The sequence below is a fragment of the Janthinobacterium sp. JF4 genome (genome assembly GCF_059617925.1).
In genome coordinates, this window is record NZ_JCAQAV010000027.1 from 26,478 (window position 1) to 43,347 (window position 16,870).

Below are 16,870 nucleotides of genomic sequence, written 5' to 3' on the forward strand. Positions count from 1 at the left end.
TAATGACACAACTCACGGTGCCGGAATTTCAGCATCGCACGGTGCTGCTCGATGAGGCGGTCGATGCGCTCGACCTGTCGGGCGACCGCGCGCACGGCATTTATGTCGATGGCACGTTTGGCCGCGGTGGCCACAGCCGCTTGATCCTGTCGCGCCTGGCGCCCGACGCGCGCCTGATCGGCTTCGACAAGGATTTGCAGGCCATCGCCACGGCCGAACAGATCGCCGACCCCCGTTTCCAGATCGTCCACGACAGCTTTGCCACCATGACGGCCAGCCTGGCCGAACGCGGCGTGCAGCAAGTGGACGGCATCCTGCTTGACCTGGGCATCTCGTCGCCGCAGGTCGACGACGCGGCGCGCGGGTTCAGCTTCCGCAACGACGGACCGCTGGACATGCGCATGGATACCACGCGCGGCATCTCCGCGGCCGAATGGCTGGCGGTGGAAACCGAGCAGAATTTAGAGAAAGTGATACGCGATTATGGGGAAGAACGGTTTGCTTTTCAGATTGCAAAGGCGATTGTTGCTGGCCGGGCAGTCCAGCCAATTTCAAGCACACGGCAGCTTGCCGGCATCGTGGCAGGCGCCGTCAAGACCCGCGAGAAGGGTAAGGACCCCGCTACCCGCACCTTTCAGGCCATACGCATTTTCATTAACAAAGAGCTCGAGGATCTCGAGATCGGCCTGAACCAGGCGTATGCCTGCCTGGCGCCCGGCGCGCGCATGGCCGTGATCAGCTTTCACTCGCTGGAAGACCGCATGGTCAAGCGCTTCTTCGCCTCGAAGGCGAACGTGGAGCAGCCTGACCGCCGCCTGCCGATCCGCGCGGTCGACTTGCCGCAGCCGGAAATGAAGCTGATTGCGAAGATGAAGCCGTCCGACGCCGAGATCGAGGGCAATCCCCGTTCGCGTTCGGCCGTGATGCGCGTGGCGCAGCGTTTGCCCATTCCAGTTCGTGGCGGCTCGCGATGACTGGCAAGCTGTGTGTCGTGCTGTCGGCCCTGCTGGTGTGCTGCGGCCTGTCGCTGGTGAACGCGCAGTACCAGTCGCGCCACCTGCTGATCGACCTGGAGCGCGCGCAAGCGCTGTCGCGCCAGCTCGACATCGACTGGGCGCAACTGCAGCTGGACCAGTCCACTCTGGGCAAGCATGAACGCATCGAATCGATCGCGCGGCGCGACCTGAGCATGACGCCGCTGACGGCGGCGCGTACGCAATACCTGACGGAGGGCGAATAATGAAGTTGGGCGGTAATAGCAACGGCCGGGTGGCGGCATCGAAAGGCGTGCCATTCTCGAAGAACCCCGTACTGGCGGTGCGTCTGCCCGTCTGGCGTTCGCGCGTCGTGCTGTTCCTGCTGTTCTTCGCTTTCGCCGGCCTGGGCGCGCGCGCGCTCTGGCTGCAGGGCGTGTCGACGCAGTTCCTGCAAAAGCAGGGCAAGGCGCGCTACGAGCGCACGCTCGAACTGCCGGCCACGCGCGGCAAGATCACCGACCGCAATGGCCAGGTGCTCGCTTCGTCCGTGCCCGTAAAGGCCATCTGGGCCATTCCCGACGACGTGCTGCAGGCGTCGCCCGAAAAAATCAATGCGCTGGCCGGCCTGCTGGAAATGAACGTCAACGAATTGCGCAAGAAGCTCGATTCGGACCGCAGCTTCGTTTACCTGAAACGCCAGGTCGAGATGGACGTGGCCGACAAGATATCCAAGCTGGGTATCGACGGCATCGACGAGCGCAAGGAATACAAGCGCTTTTATCCACAGGGCGAAGTGATGACCCACGTGGTGGGCTTTACCAACGTGGAAGACGTGGGCCAGGAAAGCATGGAACTGGCGCAGCAGAAGACCCTCGTCGGCACCACCGGCAGCCGCCGCGTGATCAAGGACCGCCTGGGCCACATCGTCGAAGACATCGGCTTCATCCACGAACCGCATGACGGCAAGGACCTGACCCTGTCCGTCGATAGCAAGATCCAGTACATCGCCTTCACGCAGTTGAAGGAAGCGGTGGAAAAATTCAACGCCAAGGCTGGCGGTGCCGTGGTGCTCGACGTGCACACGGGCGAAGTGCTGGCCCTGGCCAATTACCCCAGCTACGATCCGAACGACCGCCGCAAGCTTACCGGCCAGCAGTTGCGCAACCGCGTCATGACCGATACGTTTGAACCCGGCTCGACCCTGAAACCGATCACGGTCTCGCTGGCGCTCGACACGGGCCGCGTCAAGCCGACCACCCTGATCGACACGGGCCCGGGCCGCTACACCATCGCCGACCGCACGATCACCGACACCAAGCCGCACGGCGTGATCAATGTCTCCGAGATCATCGAGATGTCGTCGAACATCGGTACCTCGAAAATCGCGCTGGGCATGCCGTCGCAGGAAATGTGGGAAATGTTTACCAAGGTGGGCTTCGGCCAGCAGCCGAAATGGGGCTTTCCCGGCGCCGTGGCCGGCCGCGTGCGTCCGTATAAGTCGTGGCGCCCGGTGGAGCAGGCGACCATGAGCTACGGTAACGGCATTTCCGTGTCGCTGATCCAGCTGGCGCGCTCCTACATGATGTTCGCGCGCGACGGCGACACGATTCCCCTGTCGTTCCAGAAGGTCAATGAACTGCCTGTGGGCCAGCAAGTGATCAAGCCGAAGACGGCCGCCGAAATGCGCGCCATGCTGGAACTGGTGGTCTCCGGCGCGCACGGCTCGGCCAAGCGCGCCCAGGTGGCCGGCTACCGCGTCGGCGGCAAGACGGGCACCGCCTATAAAGTGGAAAACGGCCGCTATGCGATGCCGCGCAAATACATCGGCTCGTTCGTGGGCATGGTGCCGATGTCGGCGCCGCGCTTCATCATTGCCGTGATGATCGATGAACCGACCGGCCCGGCCCACTATGGCGGCCAGGTTGCCGCTCCCGCTTTCGCGGCGATTGCGACCAACGCGCTGCGCGCGATGAACGTACCGCCCGATTCCTCCGTTACCGAAATCGTGGTCCCGGCCAATGCCGGCCCGGAGGCCATGTGAAGTCACTCATGACCATACAAGACATCAGTTTGTGGATCAAAACGGCTGCCCCGTCCGGGCAGCTGACGTCCGATTCGCGCCGCGTGCAGCGCGGCGACGTGTTTTTCGCCTATGCGGGCGCCACCCATTTCATCGCCGCCGCCATCGAGCAGGGCGCCGCCGCCATCGTGCATGACGCCGTCGAAGGGGACGCCGCATGGAGCGTGCCTCACCTGCTGGTCAGCGACCTGAAACGCCTGGCCGGCCCCGTGGCGCATGCCTTTTACGACATGCCCGACAGCGCCATGTTCAGCGCCGGCGTGACGGGCACGAATGGCAAGACCTCGTGCGCGCTATGGCTGGCGCAGGCCCTGGCGCGCCTTGGTGAAATCTCGTCCGTCATCGGCACCCTGGGCGTGGGCCTGTGCAAGCCGCGCGGCGCCATCGAATTCGACGTCACCGGCTACACCACGCCGGACGCCGTGCTGCTGGCGCGCAAACTGGCCGCCATGCGCGATGCCGGCGCGAAGGCTGTCGCCATCGAAGTATCGTCGATCGGCCTGGATCAGGAGCGCGCGGCCGGCATGCATTTCGACGTCGCCATGTTCACCAATTTGACGCGCGACCACCTCGACTACCATGGCGACATGGCGGCTTACGAGGCGGCCAAGGTCAAGCTGTTCGACTGGCCGGGCCTGAAAACGGCCGTCATCAACCTGGACGACGCCATGGGCCTGCGCCTGGCGCGCCATGTGGAAGGCAAGCTGGCGGGCGAGTACCCGGTCATCGGCTACACCTTGCAGGACGCGGCCAGCCTGCCTGACCTGCCGGGCGTGCTGATGCTGCGCGCCAGCCAGTTCCGCAGCCGCCATGCCGGCACAGACTTTCACCTGGAATGCGCGCTGGGCGTGGCGCTGGTCAAGACGCAACTGGTGGGCCACTTCAATATCAGCAACGCGCTGGCCGTGCTGGGCGCCTTGCTGGCACACGGCACCGGCCTGCGCGCGGCCATCGACGGCATCGAATCGCTGCAGCCGGCCCCGGGCCGCATGCAGCAGGTGGGCGGCCAGGAAGCACCGATGGTCGTCATCGATTACGCGCATACGCCGGACGCTTTGGCCAAAACCCTGGCTGCCTTGCGTCAGGTGGCGCAGGAGCGGGGCGGCCAGCTGTGGTGTGTGTTCGGTTGCGGCGGCGACCGCGATCCGGGCAAGCGTCCGCAGATGGGCGCCATCGCGCAGCAGGCCGATCACGTGCTGGTCACCAGCGACAATCCGCGCAGCGAAGATCCGCACGCCATCATCGCGCAGATCGTCGCCGGCATGCGCGCCGACGGTCCGCAGCCGCAAGCCATCGAAGACCGCGCCGGCGCCATTTTGTCGGCCATCAAGCACGCCGCCAAGCCGGACGTGATCCTGTTGGCGGGCAAGGGCCATGAACCGTACCAGGAAATCAAGGGCAAGAAACTGCCGTTCTCCGATGCCGACCATGCGCAGCTGGCCCTGTCCGCGCGCCTGACGATGATGAGGACGAACTGATGCGCGCGACCCTGACAGAATTGATGTCGTCACTGGACGGCGCGCAGCTGACGGGCGACGCCGTTTTTGACGGCGTGTCCACCGACAGCCGCAGCGCCCAAGCCGGTTCGCTCTTCGTCGCCCTGCGCGGCGAGAATTTCGACGCGCATGACTTCCTCGACCAGGTGGCTGCGCGCGGCGTGGCCGCCGTGGTGGTCGAGCGCCTGCCCGAAGGCTGGGACAGCGCCACGGTGCCCGCCATCGTGGTGGCCGATACCCTGGTGGCGCTGGGCCGCATCGCCAACCATTGGCGCGGCCGCTTCAATTTACCCGTCATCGGCGTCACCGGCAGCAATGGCAAGACCACTGTCAAGGAGATGATTTCGTCCATCCTGGCGGCGGCCTTTGGCGAAGAAGGCCGTTTGGCCACGCGCGGCAACCTGAATAATGAAATCGGCGTGCCTTTGACGCTGTTCCGCCTGAGCGCGGGGCACAAGGCGGCCGTCATCGAGATGGGCATGAACCATCCGGGGGAAATCGCCCGCCTGGCGGCAATTGCCGCGCCGACCCTGGCGATGGTCAACAACGCGCAGCGCGAACACCAGGAGTTCATGCACACAGTCGAAGCGGTGGCGCGCGAAAACGGCGCCGCGCTGGCAGCCTTGGCGCATGACGGCGTGGCTGTCTTCCCGCATGGCGATGAATTTACGCCCGTGTGGCGCGAACTGGCCGGTGCACGCGCCGTCATCACCTTCGGCCTGTCGAAAGAGGCGGATGTGAGTTGCACGCACCGCGCGGCCGAGGATTTTGGCAGCGACCTGTTCGTCAGCGTGCGCGCGCAAGACGGCAGCCTGCGCCAGTTCTTCGTCGGCTTGCAGGCAGCGGGCGAACACAATGTGCGCAATGCGCTGGCAGCCGTGGCATGCGCGATTGGCGCCGGAATCACGCCAGAACATATCCAGCAGGGCCTGGAGGCATTTTCTCCCGTGAATGGCCGCCTGCAGAAAAAACATGCCGCCAACGGCGCCACCATCATTGACGACAGCTACAACGCCAATCCGGATTCGGTGAGGGCTGCCATCGACGTGCTGGCGCAGGCCGCGGCACCGCGCATCCTGGTGCTGGGCGAGATGGCGGAAGTTGGCACGCAAGGGCAGCAGTTCCACGAAGAGATCGGCGCCTACGCCGCCGCCAAAGGCATTGAACACGTGCTGGCGACGGGCGGCCTGGCGCGCCATCTGGTCAATGCGGCGCAGGCTGCGGCGAGCCAGGAATCAGGCACGGTCGTGGAGTATTTCGAACAGTTCGACGGTTTGCTGGCGGCGCTCGATGCGCATTTGTCCGGCCGTTCGGATGCAACAGTATTAATCAAGGGCTCCCGCTCCATGAAAATGGAACGGGCCGTGCAGCATTTGATTGGTTCAAACAACAAAAACAAGGAAGCTCACTAATCATGCTGCTCTGGCTCGCTCATTATTTCCAGGACGACATTGGCCCATTGCGGGTCTTTAACTTCATCACATTCCGCGCCGTCTTCGCCACCCTGACGGCGATCTTGATCGGCCTGTGCGCCGGTCCCGCCGTGATCCGCATGCTCACGCGCATGAAGGTCGGCCAGGCCGTGCGCACGGACGGTCCGCAAACGCACCTGAAAAAACACGGCACCCCGACCATGGGCGGTGTGCTGATCCTCATCGCCATCGGCATTTCCACCTTGCTGTGGGCCGACCTGTCGAACCGTTTCATCTGGCCGGTGCTGATCGTCACCTTGGGCTTTGGCGCCGTCGGCTGGGCCGACGATTACCGCAAGGTGGTGCACCAGGATCCGGAAGGCATGCGCTCGCGCGAGAAATACTTCTGGCAGTCGCTGATCGGCATCGCCGCCGCGTTTTACCTGGCGTTTTCCGTCTCCATCTCCGAGCCCGATGCCGGCCAGGTGTGGAATCTGATCTACGCCTGGGTGCAATCGGGCTTCGCCATGGACTTGCCGCCGAAGGCCGACCTGATCGTCCCGTTCTTCAAGACCATCAGCTATCCGCTGGGCGTGTGGGGCTTCATTGCGCTGACCTATTGCGTCATCGTCGGCACCAGCAACGCCGTCAATTTCACGGACGGTCTCGATGGCCTGGCCATCATGCCGACCGTGATGGTGGGCACGGCACTGGGCCTGTTCGCCTATCTGACCGGTAACGCCACGTATGCGCGCTACCTGTTCATCCCGCACATCCCGGGCGCCGGCGAACTGGTGATCTTCTGCGGCGCGCTGGCCGGCTCCGGCCTGGCCTTCCTCTGGTATAACACCCACCCCGCGAAAGTGTTCATGGGCGACGTGGGCGCGCTGGCGCTGGGCGGCGCGCTGGGCACCGTCGCCGTCATCGTGCGCCAGGAAATCGTCCTGTTCATCATGGGCGGCATCTTCGTCGTCGAAACGCTGTCCGTGATCATCCAGGTCGTCTGGTTCAAGTATACGAAGAAGCGCTTTGGCGTGGGCCGCCGCGTCTTCCTGATGGCGCCATTGCATCACCATTTTGAACAAAAAGGCTGGAAAGAGACGCAGGTTGTCGTGCGTTTCTGGATCATCACCATGATGCTGGTGCTGCTCGGCCTGACCACCTTGAAGCTGCGCTGATGATGTACGACGCTAAAACCGCACTGGTACTGGGCCTCGGCGAATCGGGGCTGGCCATGGCCCTGTGGCTGGCCCGTGGCGGTGCCTGCGTGCGCGTGGCAGATACAAGGGAAACCCCGGAGCGCCTGGCAGCGTTGCAGGCCGCCGTGCCACAGGCGCAGTTCATCGCCGGCCCGTTCACGGCCGAATTGCTCGACGGCGTAGACTTCGTCGCCGTCAGTCCTGGCCTGGCGCCGCAGCGCGAACTGGCGCATATTGCGCCGGCCGCTCTTGAGAAAAATATCCCCGTGTGGGGCGAGATCGAACTGTTCGCGCAGGCGCTGGCCGCGCTCAAGGCAGAACGCGGCTATGCGCCGAAAGTCATCGCCATCACGGGCACCAATGGCAAGACGACGGTGACCAGCCTGGTGGGCCTGCTGTGCGAACGCGCCGGCCTGGCGACGCGCGTGGCCGGCAATATCAGCCCGGCGGCGCTGGACGTGCTGCGCGAAGTGCTCGATGCCGAGCCGGCGCCGCAGCCGGTGGAGGCGGAAGCTGAAGCGGCGGAGCCGGTCGCCAGCACCTTGCCGCAGGCGTGGATACTGGAACTGTCCAGCTTCCAGCTGCACACGACGTTCAGCCTGCAGGCCGATGCGGCCACGGTCTTGAATCTGTCGCAGGACCACCTGGACTGGCACGGCGACATGGCTGCCTATGCTGCCGACAAGGCGCGCATCTTCGGCGACCAGACCGTGCGCATCCTGAACCGCGACGATGCGCTAGTCATGCACATGGCCGATCCGATGACCGAAACCATCACCTTCGGCACGGGCGAGCCGGCGGAGGTGGACAGCTTCGGCCTGGTCAATGAACGCGGCATCTTCTGGCTGGCGCAAGCCGTGCCCAGCGAAGAAGTGATCGAAAAGAAGCGCAAGAAGAACGATCCGGCGCCGGAACCGGTGCCGACGATGGCCAAGAAACTGATGCCGGCCGACGCGCTGAAAATCCGCGGCCAGCACAATGCCTCGAATGCGCTGGCGGCGCTGGCCCTGTGCCGCGCCATCGGCCTGCCATTTGCGCCGCTGCTGCATGGCTTGCGCGAATACCAGGGCGAGCCGCACCGGGTGGAACTGATCACGGCAGTCAATGAAGTCGAATACTACGACGACAGCAAAGGCACCAACGTGGGCGCGACAGTGGCGGCCCTGTTCGGCCTGGGCAAGGCGTTTGGCGGCGTGCAGCAGCGTCTGGTGCTGATCGCCGGCGGCGACGGCAAGGGGCAGGATTTCTCGCCGCTGGCTGAACCCGTGTCGCGCTACGTGCGCGCGGTGGTGCTGATTGGCCGCGATGCGCCGGCCTTGCGCGCGGCGCTCGAGCCGGCCGGCGTGGACATCGTCGATTGCGCCACCTTGCCGGAAGCCGTGAAGCGCGCCAGCAGCCTGGCCTTGGCCGGCGATGCCGTGTTGTTGTCGCCTGCCTGCGCCAGCCTGGACATGTTCAAGAACTATGCGCACCGCGCGCAGGTGTTTGTCGACGCCGTGCGCGACATCGCCCTGGAAAACGGACAGGATATCTGATGGCCTTCCAACTGCCCTTCCGCTTTGGTTCCGGCTCGGCTGCCAAGCCGCTGGATAGCCGCGCGCGGCAGTCGAAGATGATGGACTATGACAAGCCGCTGGTGTGGGTGGTCCTGCTGCTCATGTTGCTGGGCATGGTGATGGTGTATTCGGCGTCGATCTCGCTGTCGGATGCGCGCAAGTTTGCCGCCTATACGAACAATTACTTTGTCGTGCGTCAGGCGCTGTTCATCGGTATCTCGATCATCGTCGCCGCGCTGGTGTTCCGCATCCCGGTCGCCACCTGGCAAAAGATCGCGCCATGGCTGTTCATCGGCACGCTGGTGCTGCTGGTGATGGTGCTGATACCTGGTCTGGGCGTGTCGGTCAACGGCGGGCGCCGCTGGCTGAACCTGCCGGGCCTGCGGCCGCAGCCGTCCGAGCTGATGAAGGTGGTGATGGTGCTGTATGCGGCCGATTACACGGTGCGCAAGCAGGAATACATGCACAAGCTGACCAAGGGCTTCATGCCGATGGCGCTGGCCGTCAGCTTCGTCGGCTTGCTGTTGCTGATGGAGCCCGATCTCGGCGCCTTCGGCGTGATCGTCTGCATCGCCATGGGCATTCTGTTTTTGGGTGGCGTCAACGCCATCTGGTTCGGCGGTATCGGCGCCATGCTGACGGCGATTTTCGTCACCATCATCGCCTTGTCGAAATTCCGCCGCGAGCGGTTTTTTGCGTATCTCGATCCATGGCAGGAAGACAATGCGCTGAACAAGGCTTACCAGCTGACGCACTCGCTGATCGCCTTCGGGCGCGGTGAACTGTTCGGCGTGGGCCTGGGCGGCAGCGTGGAAAAGCTGCATTACCTGCCCGAAGCGCATACGGACTTTTTGCTGGCCGTGATCGGCGAGGAGCTGGGCCTGGTGGGCGTACTGATCGTGATCGGCATGTTCTACTGGATTATCAAGCGGGCGTTCGACATCGGCCGCCAGGCGATCGCCATCGACCAGACCTTTGCCGGCCTGACGGCGAAAGGCATCGCCATCTGGATCGGCGTGCAGACCTTCATCAACATGGGCGTGAACCTGGGCCTGTTGCCGACCAAGGGGCTGACCTTGCCTTTGATGAGTTATGGCGGCACGGGCGTACTGATTAACTGTATCGGCCTGGCGATTTTGCTGCGCATCGATTACGAAAACCGGATCCTGATGCGGGGAGGCCGGCTATGAACAGCGTGACGAAATTGAAAACGACGAAAAGACTGATGATCATGGCGGCCGGTACCGGCGGCCATATTTTCCCGGGCCTGGCGATTGCGCAGACCATGCGCGCGCGCGGCTGGGAAGTGAGCTGGCTGGGCACGACCCACGGCATGGAGCAGGAGCTGGTGCCGAAGAGCGGCATTCCCATGGATGCCATTGCATTTTCCGGCATGCGCGGCAAAGGCCTGGCGCACACCATCCAGGGCGGCTTCAGGATGCTGGCCAGCTTCTTTGCCATCCGCCGTTTCATCGCCAGCCGCAAGCCGGACGTGGTGATGGGCATGGGCGGCTACGTGACCGTGCCGGGCGGCCTGATGGCGCGCCTGAAGGGCGTGCCGCTGGTGCTGGTCAATGCCGACGCGGCGCTGCTGCTGTCGAACAAGACGCTGGTGCCGCTGGCGCAGCAGGTGTGCTTCGGCTTTCCAGCCGATTTCGGCAGCGCCGCCGGCAAGGCCGTCGTCACGGGCAATCCCGTGCGCGCCGAGATCCTTGCGATGGCGCCGCCGGCATCCCGCTTTGCGGGCCGCAGCGGACCGCTGCGCATCCTGGTGGTGGGCGGCAGTCTGGGTGCGAAAGCGCTGAACGACAACCTGCCTGCCGCGCTGGCCCTGATGCCGGAGGCCGAACGCCCGCTGGTGACGCACCAGTCGGGCAAGAAGAATATCGACGCCCTGCATGCCGCGTATGCGCAGGCGGGCGTGCGCGCCAATGTGGTCGATTTCATCGACGACATGGCCAGGGCGTATACCGAGGCAGACCTGGTGATTTGCCGCGCTGGCGCGATCACCCTGTCGGAATTGACGGCGGCCGGCGTGGCCAGCGTGCTGGTGCCGCTGGTAGCGTCGACCACCAGCCACCAGCGCGACAACGCGCAATGGATGGCGAAACAAGGTGCGGCGATTCATCTGCCGCAGACGGAAATGAGTGCAGCGTCGCTGAGCACCCTGCTGGCGTCCTTGACGCGAGACAGCTGCCAGCACATGGCGCAGGCGGCACTGGCAGCGGGCAAGCGCGACGCCAATGAGGCGATCGCACACGTATTGGAAAAACTGGCATGAGGTTAGCTCTGTGAAGCATAAAGTAAACAATATCCACTTTGTCGGCATTGGCGGCAGCGGCATGAGCGGCATCGCCGAAGTGCTGGTCAACCTGGGCTACAAGGTGTCGGGCTCGGACCTGGGCAGCAATGCGGCGACGCAGCGCCTGGCGAGCCTGGGCGCGACCGTTATGCTGGGCCACGCGGCCGAGAACATCGGCGACGCCGATGCGGTGGTGACGTCGGGCGCCGTCCCGCAAGACAATCCGGAAGTGGCGGCCGCGCGCGCGCGCAAGATTCCGCTGGTGCCGCGCGCCGTGATGCTCGGCGAGTTGATGCGTCTGAAACGCGGCATCGCCATCGCCGGCACGCACGGCAAGACGACGACGACCAGTCTGGTCGCTTCGGTGCTGGCGCAGGGCGGCCTCGATCCTACCTTTGTGATCGGTGGCCGCCTGACCAGCGCCGGCGCGAACGCCAAGCTCGGTTCTGGCGACTATCTGGTGGCCGAAGCCGATGAGTCGGACGCCTCGTTCCTGAACCTGACGCCGATGATCGAAGTGATCACGAATATCGACGCCGATCACATGGACACCTACGAGCACGATTTCGAAAAGCTCAAGCAGGCGTTCGTGCAGTTCACGCACCGTCTGCCTTTCTATGGCCGCGCCATGCTGTGCATCGACGATCCGCACGTACGCGCCATCATCCCGTTCGTCACCAAGCCGGTCACCACCTATGGTTTCGCGGAAGACGCCGAAGTGCGCGCCATCAACGCGCGCGCCGTGGGACTGGAAATGCATTTCACGGTACTGCAGGAAGGCTATCCTGATCTCGATGTGGTGTTGAACCAGCCCGGCATGCACAATGTGCAGAATGCCTGCTCGGCGATCGCCATCGCGCGCGAAATCGGCATCGCCGACAGCGCCACGCAGCAGGGCCTGGCCGAGTTTTCCGGCGTGGGCCGCCGCTTCACGCGCTATGGCGAGGTGGCGCTGCCGAACGGCGGCAGCTTTGCGCTGGTCGACGATTTCGGCCACCATCCGGTGGAAACGGAAGTGACCCTGGCCGCCGCGCGTGCCGCCTATCCGGGCCGCCGCCTGGTGCTCGCTTTCCAGCCGCACCGCTACAGCCGCACGCGCGACCTGTTCGAGGATTTCGTCAAGGTGCTGGGCGCGCCCGACATGCTGCTGCTGTCCGAGGTGTATGCGGCAGGCGAAGCGCCTATCGTCGCCGCCGATGGCCGCGCACTGGCGCATGCGCTGCGCGCGCGCGGCAAGATCGAACCGATCTTCGTCGAGTCCATGACGGACATGGCCGACACCATCATGAGCGTGGCGCGCGACGGCGACGTCGTGCTGACCATGGGCGCCGGCTCGATCAGCGGCATCCCGCAACAACTGACAACGTATCAATCTCACACTGTAAAGGCCTGACGTGAACCAAGCTTCAGCTATCGACGTTAAACAATTGGGCAAGGTCGGCGTCCTGTTCGGCGGCCGCTCGGCCGAGCGCGAAGTGTCGCTGATGTCCGGCGCGGGCGTGCTGGCCGCCTTGACAAGCCGTGGCGTGGATGCGCATGGCTTCGATACGGGCGTACGCAGCCTGGCCGAACTGGCCGCTGAGAAATTTGACCGCGTCTTCATCGCGCTGCATGGCCGCTTCGGCGAAGACGGCAGCCTGCAGGGCGTGCTGGAACAGCTGGGTATCCCTTATACGGGCAGCGGCGTGATGGCTTGCTCGGTGGGCATGGACAAGGTCTATACCAAGATGATCTGGCTGATGCACCAGCTGCCGACGCCAAAGTACGCGGTGCTGGACGACAGCTCCGAGCTGGCCAAGGTCGCCGCAGAACTGGGCTTGCCGCTGATCGTTAAGCCGCCGCATGAAGGCTCGAGCATCGGCATCACGACGGTCAATGAAGCATCGGCCTTCCAGGCGGCCTACGACATCGCCGCCGGTCTCGATGATTCGGTGCTGGCCGAGGAGTTCATCAAGGGCCGCGAGTTCACCGTGGCGATCCTGGGCAAAGGCGCCACGGCGCGCGCGTTGCCACCGATCGAAATCGTCGCGCCGCAAGGCAACTACGATTACCAGAACAAGTACTTCACGGACGATACGCAGTATTTCTGCCCACCGCAGCTCGATGGCGCGATCATCGCAGAGATGGAGCGCATCGCCCTGGCGGCCTACCGCGCCCTCGGCTGCGAAGGCTGGGGACGGGTGGATGTGCTGATGCGCGCGGCCGACAGCAAGCTGTTCCTGCTGGAGGTGAATACCTCGCCCGGCATGACGGGCCATTCGCTCGTGCCGATGGCGGCGCGCGCGGAAGGCACCAGCTATGAAGACCTGTGCCTGGAAATCGTCGCTGGCGCAAGCCTGAAAATGCACAAGGGACAGCGCTGATATGTGGCATGACGCTAAAAGCCTCAATACGACTGCCAACGGCTTGCTGGCCGCGGTTCTGGTCGTGTGCGTGGCCGCCGGCGTCTGGTGGGTGTCGCAGCGTCCCATGTTCGACCTGCGCACCATCAAGGTGGAAAGCGCGGATGACAAGGGACTGCGCCACGTGAATTACCTGACCCTGCGCAGCGGCACCTTGGGCCGCATCAAGGGCAATTTTTTCACGACCAACCTGGAAAGCGTGCGCGGGGTGTTCGAATCGGTGCCCTGGGTGCGCCGTGCCAGCGTGCGGCGCGAGTGGCCGAACCAGCTGATTGTGGCGCTGGAAGAACACGAAGCGCTGGGCACCTGGGGCGAGGATGGACGCCTGTTGTCGGTCAAGGGCGACGTGTTTACGGCCAATGTGGCCGAAGCCGAAGACGACCATGAATTGCCTGCGTTTGCCGGCCCGGATGGCAGCGAAAAGGAAGTGCTGGCCACCTATGTGCAACTGGCAAAGTGGTTTGCGCCGCTGAAGATGGTGCCGGAAACCCTGTCGCTGTCGAGCCGTTATGCGTGGACCGTGAAACTGAATAACGGCATGAGCGTGGCGCTGGGGCGCGAACAGAATCATACGACCCTGAAGGCGCGGGTCGACCGGCTGGTGGGCATCTACCCGCAGCTGGCGAGCCGGCTGGAAAATATCGACACGATCGATATGCGCTACCAGAATGGGCTGGCGCTCAGTTCCGCCGGCCTGGTGATACCGGCCGAAGGCAAGGACGGCAGGCCGGCGCCAGCGATCAGGAAGAAAAATGGCAGTCCGATTAAAAAACCGGCTTAACCGAATACTCAATTTAACAATAGCCCAAAAAACTAGGCGACAGAAATGACAAAAGACGCGAAAAACCTGATCGTCGGCCTCGACATCGGCACCTCGAAAGTGGTGGCGGTGGTAGCCGAAGTGATGTCCGACGGGCGCCACGAAGTGATCGGGCTGGGCCAGCACGAATCGAAGGGCCTGAAAAAGGGCGTGGTGGTCAATATCGAGGCCACGGTGGAATCCATCCAGCGCGCGCTGGAGGAGGCCGAGCTGATGGCCGACTGCAAGATCCGCAATGTCTACGCGGGCATCGCGGGCAGCCATATCCGCAGCTTCAATTCCAGCGGCATGGTGGCCATCAAGGACAAGGAAGTGACGGCGACCGACGTGGCGCGCGTCATCGAGACGGCAAAAGCGGTTAACATTCCAACCGATCAGCAATTGCTGCACACGGTGCCGCAAGAGTTCATCGTCGACAGTCAGGAAGATGTGCGCGAGCCTATCGGCATGAGCGGCATCCGCCTGGAGGTGAAGGTGCATATCGTCACCGGCGCCGTGTCGGCGGTGCAGAACATCGTCAAGTGCGTGCGCCGCTGCGGCCTGGAAGTGTCGGACCTGATCCTGCAGCCGATGGCCTCGGCCGATGCGGTGCTCACGCCCGATGAAAAGGAACTGGGCGTGGTGCTGATCGACATCGGCGGCGGCACGACCGATGTGGCGGTATTTTCCGATGGCGCGATCCGCCATACGGCAGTCATTCCCATCGCCGGCGACCAGATCACCAACGACATCGCCATGGCCTTGCGCACCCCGACCGCGGAAGCGGAAGAAATCAAGATCCGCTATGGCGTGGCCAAGCAGGTCCTGGCCGATCCTGGCGAATCGCTGGAAGTGCCTGGCCTGGGCGACCGCGGCCCGCGCAACCTGTCGCGCCAGGCGCTGGCGGCGGTGATCGAGCCGCGCGTCGAGGAGCTGTTCGCGATGGTGCACCAGGTGGTGCGCGAATCCGGTTACGAAGGCGTGCTGTCGTCGGGCATCGTGCTCACGGGCGGCACTTCCATCATGCCCGGCATGGTGGAAATGGCGGAAGACATTTTCCTGAAACCGGCGCGCCTTGGCACGCCCGAGTATCGGGGCCAGCTGGCCGACGTGGTGCGCAGTCCGCGCTATGCCACGGTATTGGGCCTGCTGCTGGAGGCGAAGAAGCAATACCTGCGCGGCCACATCGTGACGCGTCAGGACGGCTCGGTGAAGGCAGTCTGGCAGCGCATGAAAGAATGGTTTTTAGGGAATTTTTAAGGGCATGATTTTCGCCCGGCAGTACAGGTTTTTTTGCAGCATCGCAGGTACACACACATAACTTTATTTTATATTTAACCGCAGTTTTCAATCTCCAGTTCTCCTACCAATATGAGGCCTGGCGCTTGGAAACCGCATCTGATAGGAGCACATCATGGAGTTCGATATGGTCGATAACACAGCTTTAGGTACCGTCATCAAGGTCGTCGGCGTCGGCGGTGCGGGTGGCAATGCAGTCCAACACATGATCAACAAAGGCATGTCGGGCGTGGAGTTCATTGCCGCCAACACCGACGCACAGGCCCTGTCGACATCGAAGGCCCACAACATCATCCAGATCGGTGATACCGGTCTGGGCGCCGGCATGAAGCCTGCCGTCGGCCGCCAGCTGGCCGAAGAATCGCGCGCGCGCATCGCCGATTCGCTGCGCGGCGCGCACATGGTCTTCATCGCTGCCGGCATGGGCGGCGGCACGGGCACGGGCGCCGCTCCTATCGTGGCCGAAGTGGCCAAGGAACTGGGCGCGCTGACGGTTGCCGTGGTCTCCAAGCCATTTTCGTACGAAGGCCAGAAGTGCATGGACATCGCCGACGAAGGCCTGGAGCAGCTGTCCCTGCACGTCGATTCGCTGATCATCATCCTCAATGAAAAGCTGGAAGAGATCTACGAAGACGAAAGCATGCTGGAATGGATGCAGCACGCCGATGATGTGCTCAACAACGCGGTGGCCGGCATTGCCGAGATCATCAACGTGCCGGGCCATATCAACGTCGACTTCAACGACGTGAAAACCATCATGGGCGAGCAGGGCAAGGCCATGATGGGCACGGCGACCGCTTCCGGCGTCGACCGCGCGCGCATCGCCGCCGAACAGGCTGTCGCTTCGCCGCTGTTGGATGGCATCGACCTGTCCGGCGCGCGCGGCGTGCTGGTCAACGTCACGGCCAGCCGTGGCTTGAAAGGTAAAGAGATCAAGGAAGTCATGGCTGCCGTGCGCGCGTTTGCCGCGCCGGACGCGTCGATCGCGCAAGGTATCGCCTATGACGACGCCATGGGCGACGACATCCGCGTGACCGTGGTGGCCACGGGCCTGGGCCGCGCGAAGAAAAACATCCAGCTGGTACCGCAGCAAGTGCTGCGCACCGGCACCCACAACAGTCCGCTGACCCCATCGGCTGCCATGGGTAGCGCGCAAGCGGCGACGACGACGGTTGGCGTGGCTACGCCGGCTGCCGGTTTCGACGGCATGAAGGCGCCGGCAGTATGGCGCCGCGAATCGGCTTCCGAGCAGGTGCGCGCGATGGAAAAGAATGGCATGGAAACGTATGACATTCCAGCCTTCCTGCGCAAGCAAGCCGACTAAGGTGGTTTGATGTATGCACGCATG

14 protein-coding genes are annotated in these 16,870 nt (G+C 63.7%); all 14 read left to right on the top strand.

The window, feature by feature from the left end; genetic code table 11:
• The first annotated feature begins 2 nt into the window (after positions 1-2).
• The 14 genes from rsmH to ftsZ all read left to right on the top strand — a co-directional run bounded on the left by rsmH (position 3) and on the right by ftsZ (position 16,846).
• Positions 3-974 (top strand): 16S rRNA (cytosine(1402)-N(4))-methyltransferase RsmH, encoded by a 972-nt coding sequence (gene rsmH / locus AC54AF_RS18675; RefSeq protein ID WP_131689270.1) that lies wholly within the window; start codon positions 3-5, stop codon positions 972-974.
• Entirely contained in the window at positions 971-1,240 is a 270-nt protein-coding gene (gene ftsL, locus AC54AF_RS18680) for a cell division protein FtsL (protein ID WP_034748894.1), read from the top strand. Before rsmH ends, ftsL begins: the two co-directional genes overlap by 4 nt.
• Positions 1,240-3,018, top strand: coding sequence for a peptidoglycan D,D-transpeptidase FtsI family protein (locus AC54AF_RS18685; protein ID WP_152254313.1), 1,779 nt, complete (start codon positions 1,240-1,242; stop codon positions 3,016-3,018). The genes ftsL and AC54AF_RS18685 overlap by 1 nt, the downstream gene beginning before the upstream one ends.
• 8 nt (positions 3,019-3,026) lie before the next feature.
• Positions 3,027-4,535, top strand: coding sequence for a UDP-N-acetylmuramoyl-L-alanyl-D-glutamate--2,6-diaminopimelate ligase (locus tag AC54AF_RS18690; RefSeq protein WP_496637730.1), 1,509 nt, complete (start codon positions 3,027-3,029; stop codon positions 4,533-4,535).
• Positions 4,535-5,965, top strand: coding sequence for a UDP-N-acetylmuramoyl-tripeptide--D-alanyl-D-alanine ligase (locus tag AC54AF_RS18695; RefSeq protein ID WP_496637731.1), 1,431 nt, complete (start codon positions 4,535-4,537; stop codon positions 5,963-5,965). Before AC54AF_RS18690 ends, AC54AF_RS18695 begins: the two co-directional genes overlap by 1 nt.
• 2 nt (positions 5,966-5,967) lie before the next feature.
• Entirely contained in the window at positions 5,968-7,143 is a 1,176-nt protein-coding gene (mraY, locus tag AC54AF_RS18700) for a phospho-N-acetylmuramoyl-pentapeptide-transferase (protein WP_496637732.1), read from the top strand.
• Positions 7,143-8,699 (top strand): UDP-N-acetylmuramoyl-L-alanine--D-glutamate ligase, encoded by a 1,557-nt coding sequence (murD, locus tag AC54AF_RS18705; protein ID WP_496637733.1) that lies wholly within the window; start codon positions 7,143-7,145, stop codon positions 8,697-8,699. The genes mraY and murD overlap by 1 nt, the downstream gene beginning before the upstream one ends.
• The gene (gene ftsW / locus AC54AF_RS18710; RefSeq protein WP_131689264.1) at positions 8,699-9,910 is read left to right on the top strand and encodes a putative lipid II flippase FtsW; all 1,212 of its coding nucleotides are present in this window, start codon (positions 8,699-8,701) and stop codon (positions 9,908-9,910) included. The genes murD and ftsW overlap by 1 nt, the downstream gene beginning before the upstream one ends.
• Positions 9,907-11,001, top strand: coding sequence for an undecaprenyldiphospho-muramoylpentapeptide beta-N-acetylglucosaminyltransferase (murG, locus tag AC54AF_RS18715; RefSeq protein ID WP_496637734.1), 1,095 nt, complete (start codon positions 9,907-9,909; stop codon positions 10,999-11,001). The genes ftsW and murG overlap by 4 nt, the downstream gene beginning before the upstream one ends.
• Positions 11,002-11,011: 10 nt before the next feature.
• Positions 11,012-12,415 (top strand): UDP-N-acetylmuramate--L-alanine ligase, encoded by a 1,404-nt coding sequence (murC, locus tag AC54AF_RS18720; RefSeq protein WP_496637735.1) that lies wholly within the window; start codon positions 11,012-11,014, stop codon positions 12,413-12,415.
• 1 nt (position 12,416) lies between these two features.
• Complete coding sequence (locus AC54AF_RS18725; RefSeq protein WP_496637736.1) at positions 12,417-13,385, top strand: D-alanine--D-alanine ligase; 969 nt, start codon at positions 12,417-12,419, stop codon at positions 13,383-13,385.
• Between the two features lies 1 nt (position 13,386).
• The gene (locus AC54AF_RS18730) at positions 13,387-14,205 is read left to right on the top strand and encodes a cell division protein FtsQ/DivIB (protein WP_496637737.1); all 819 of its coding nucleotides are present in this window, start codon (positions 13,387-13,389) and stop codon (positions 14,203-14,205) included.
• Between the two features lie 45 nt (positions 14,206-14,250).
• Positions 14,251-15,483 (top strand): cell division protein FtsA, encoded by a 1,233-nt coding sequence (gene ftsA, locus AC54AF_RS18735; protein ID WP_010394955.1) that lies wholly within the window; start codon positions 14,251-14,253, stop codon positions 15,481-15,483.
• Positions 15,484-15,637: 154 nt separating this feature from the next.
• Positions 15,638-16,846, top strand: a complete 1,209-nt coding sequence (gene ftsZ / locus AC54AF_RS18740; RefSeq protein WP_034784974.1) for a cell division protein FtsZ — start codon at positions 15,638-15,640, stop codon at positions 16,844-16,846.
• Positions 16,847-16,870 lie beyond the last annotated feature (24 nt).

Excerpts from the sequence above, each read along its gene's own strand:
- rsmH (WP_131689270.1), top strand. The coding sequence starts at position 3 with ATGACACAACTCACGGTGCCGGAATTTCAGCATCGCACGGTGCTGCTC.
- ftsL (WP_034748894.1), top strand. The coding sequence starts at position 971 with ATGACTGGCAAGCTGTGTGTCGTGCTGTCGGCCCTGCTGGTGTGCTGC.
- AC54AF_RS18685 (WP_152254313.1), top strand. The coding sequence starts at position 1,240 with ATGAAGTTGGGCGGTAATAGCAACGGCCGGGTGGCGGCATCGAAAGGC.
- AC54AF_RS18690 (WP_496637730.1), top strand. The coding sequence starts at position 3,027 with ATGACCATACAAGACATCAGTTTGTGGATCAAAACGGCTGCCCCGTCC.
- AC54AF_RS18695 (WP_496637731.1), top strand. The coding sequence starts at position 4,535 with ATGCGCGCGACCCTGACAGAATTGATGTCGTCACTGGACGGCGCGCAG.
- mraY (WP_496637732.1), top strand. The coding sequence starts at position 5,968 with ATGCTGCTCTGGCTCGCTCATTATTTCCAGGACGACATTGGCCCATTG.
- murD (WP_496637733.1), top strand. The coding sequence starts at position 7,143 with ATGATGTACGACGCTAAAACCGCACTGGTACTGGGCCTCGGCGAATCG.
- ftsW (WP_131689264.1), top strand. The coding sequence starts at position 8,699 with ATGGCCTTCCAACTGCCCTTCCGCTTTGGTTCCGGCTCGGCTGCCAAG.
- murG (WP_496637734.1), top strand. The coding sequence starts at position 9,907 with ATGAACAGCGTGACGAAATTGAAAACGACGAAAAGACTGATGATCATG.
- AC54AF_RS18730 (WP_496637737.1), top strand. The coding sequence starts at position 13,387 with ATGTGGCATGACGCTAAAAGCCTCAATACGACTGCCAACGGCTTGCTG.
- ftsA (WP_010394955.1), top strand. The coding sequence starts at position 14,251 with ATGACAAAAGACGCGAAAAACCTGATCGTCGGCCTCGACATCGGCACC.
- ftsZ (WP_034784974.1), top strand. The coding sequence starts at position 15,638 with ATGGAGTTCGATATGGTCGATAACACAGCTTTAGGTACCGTCATCAAG.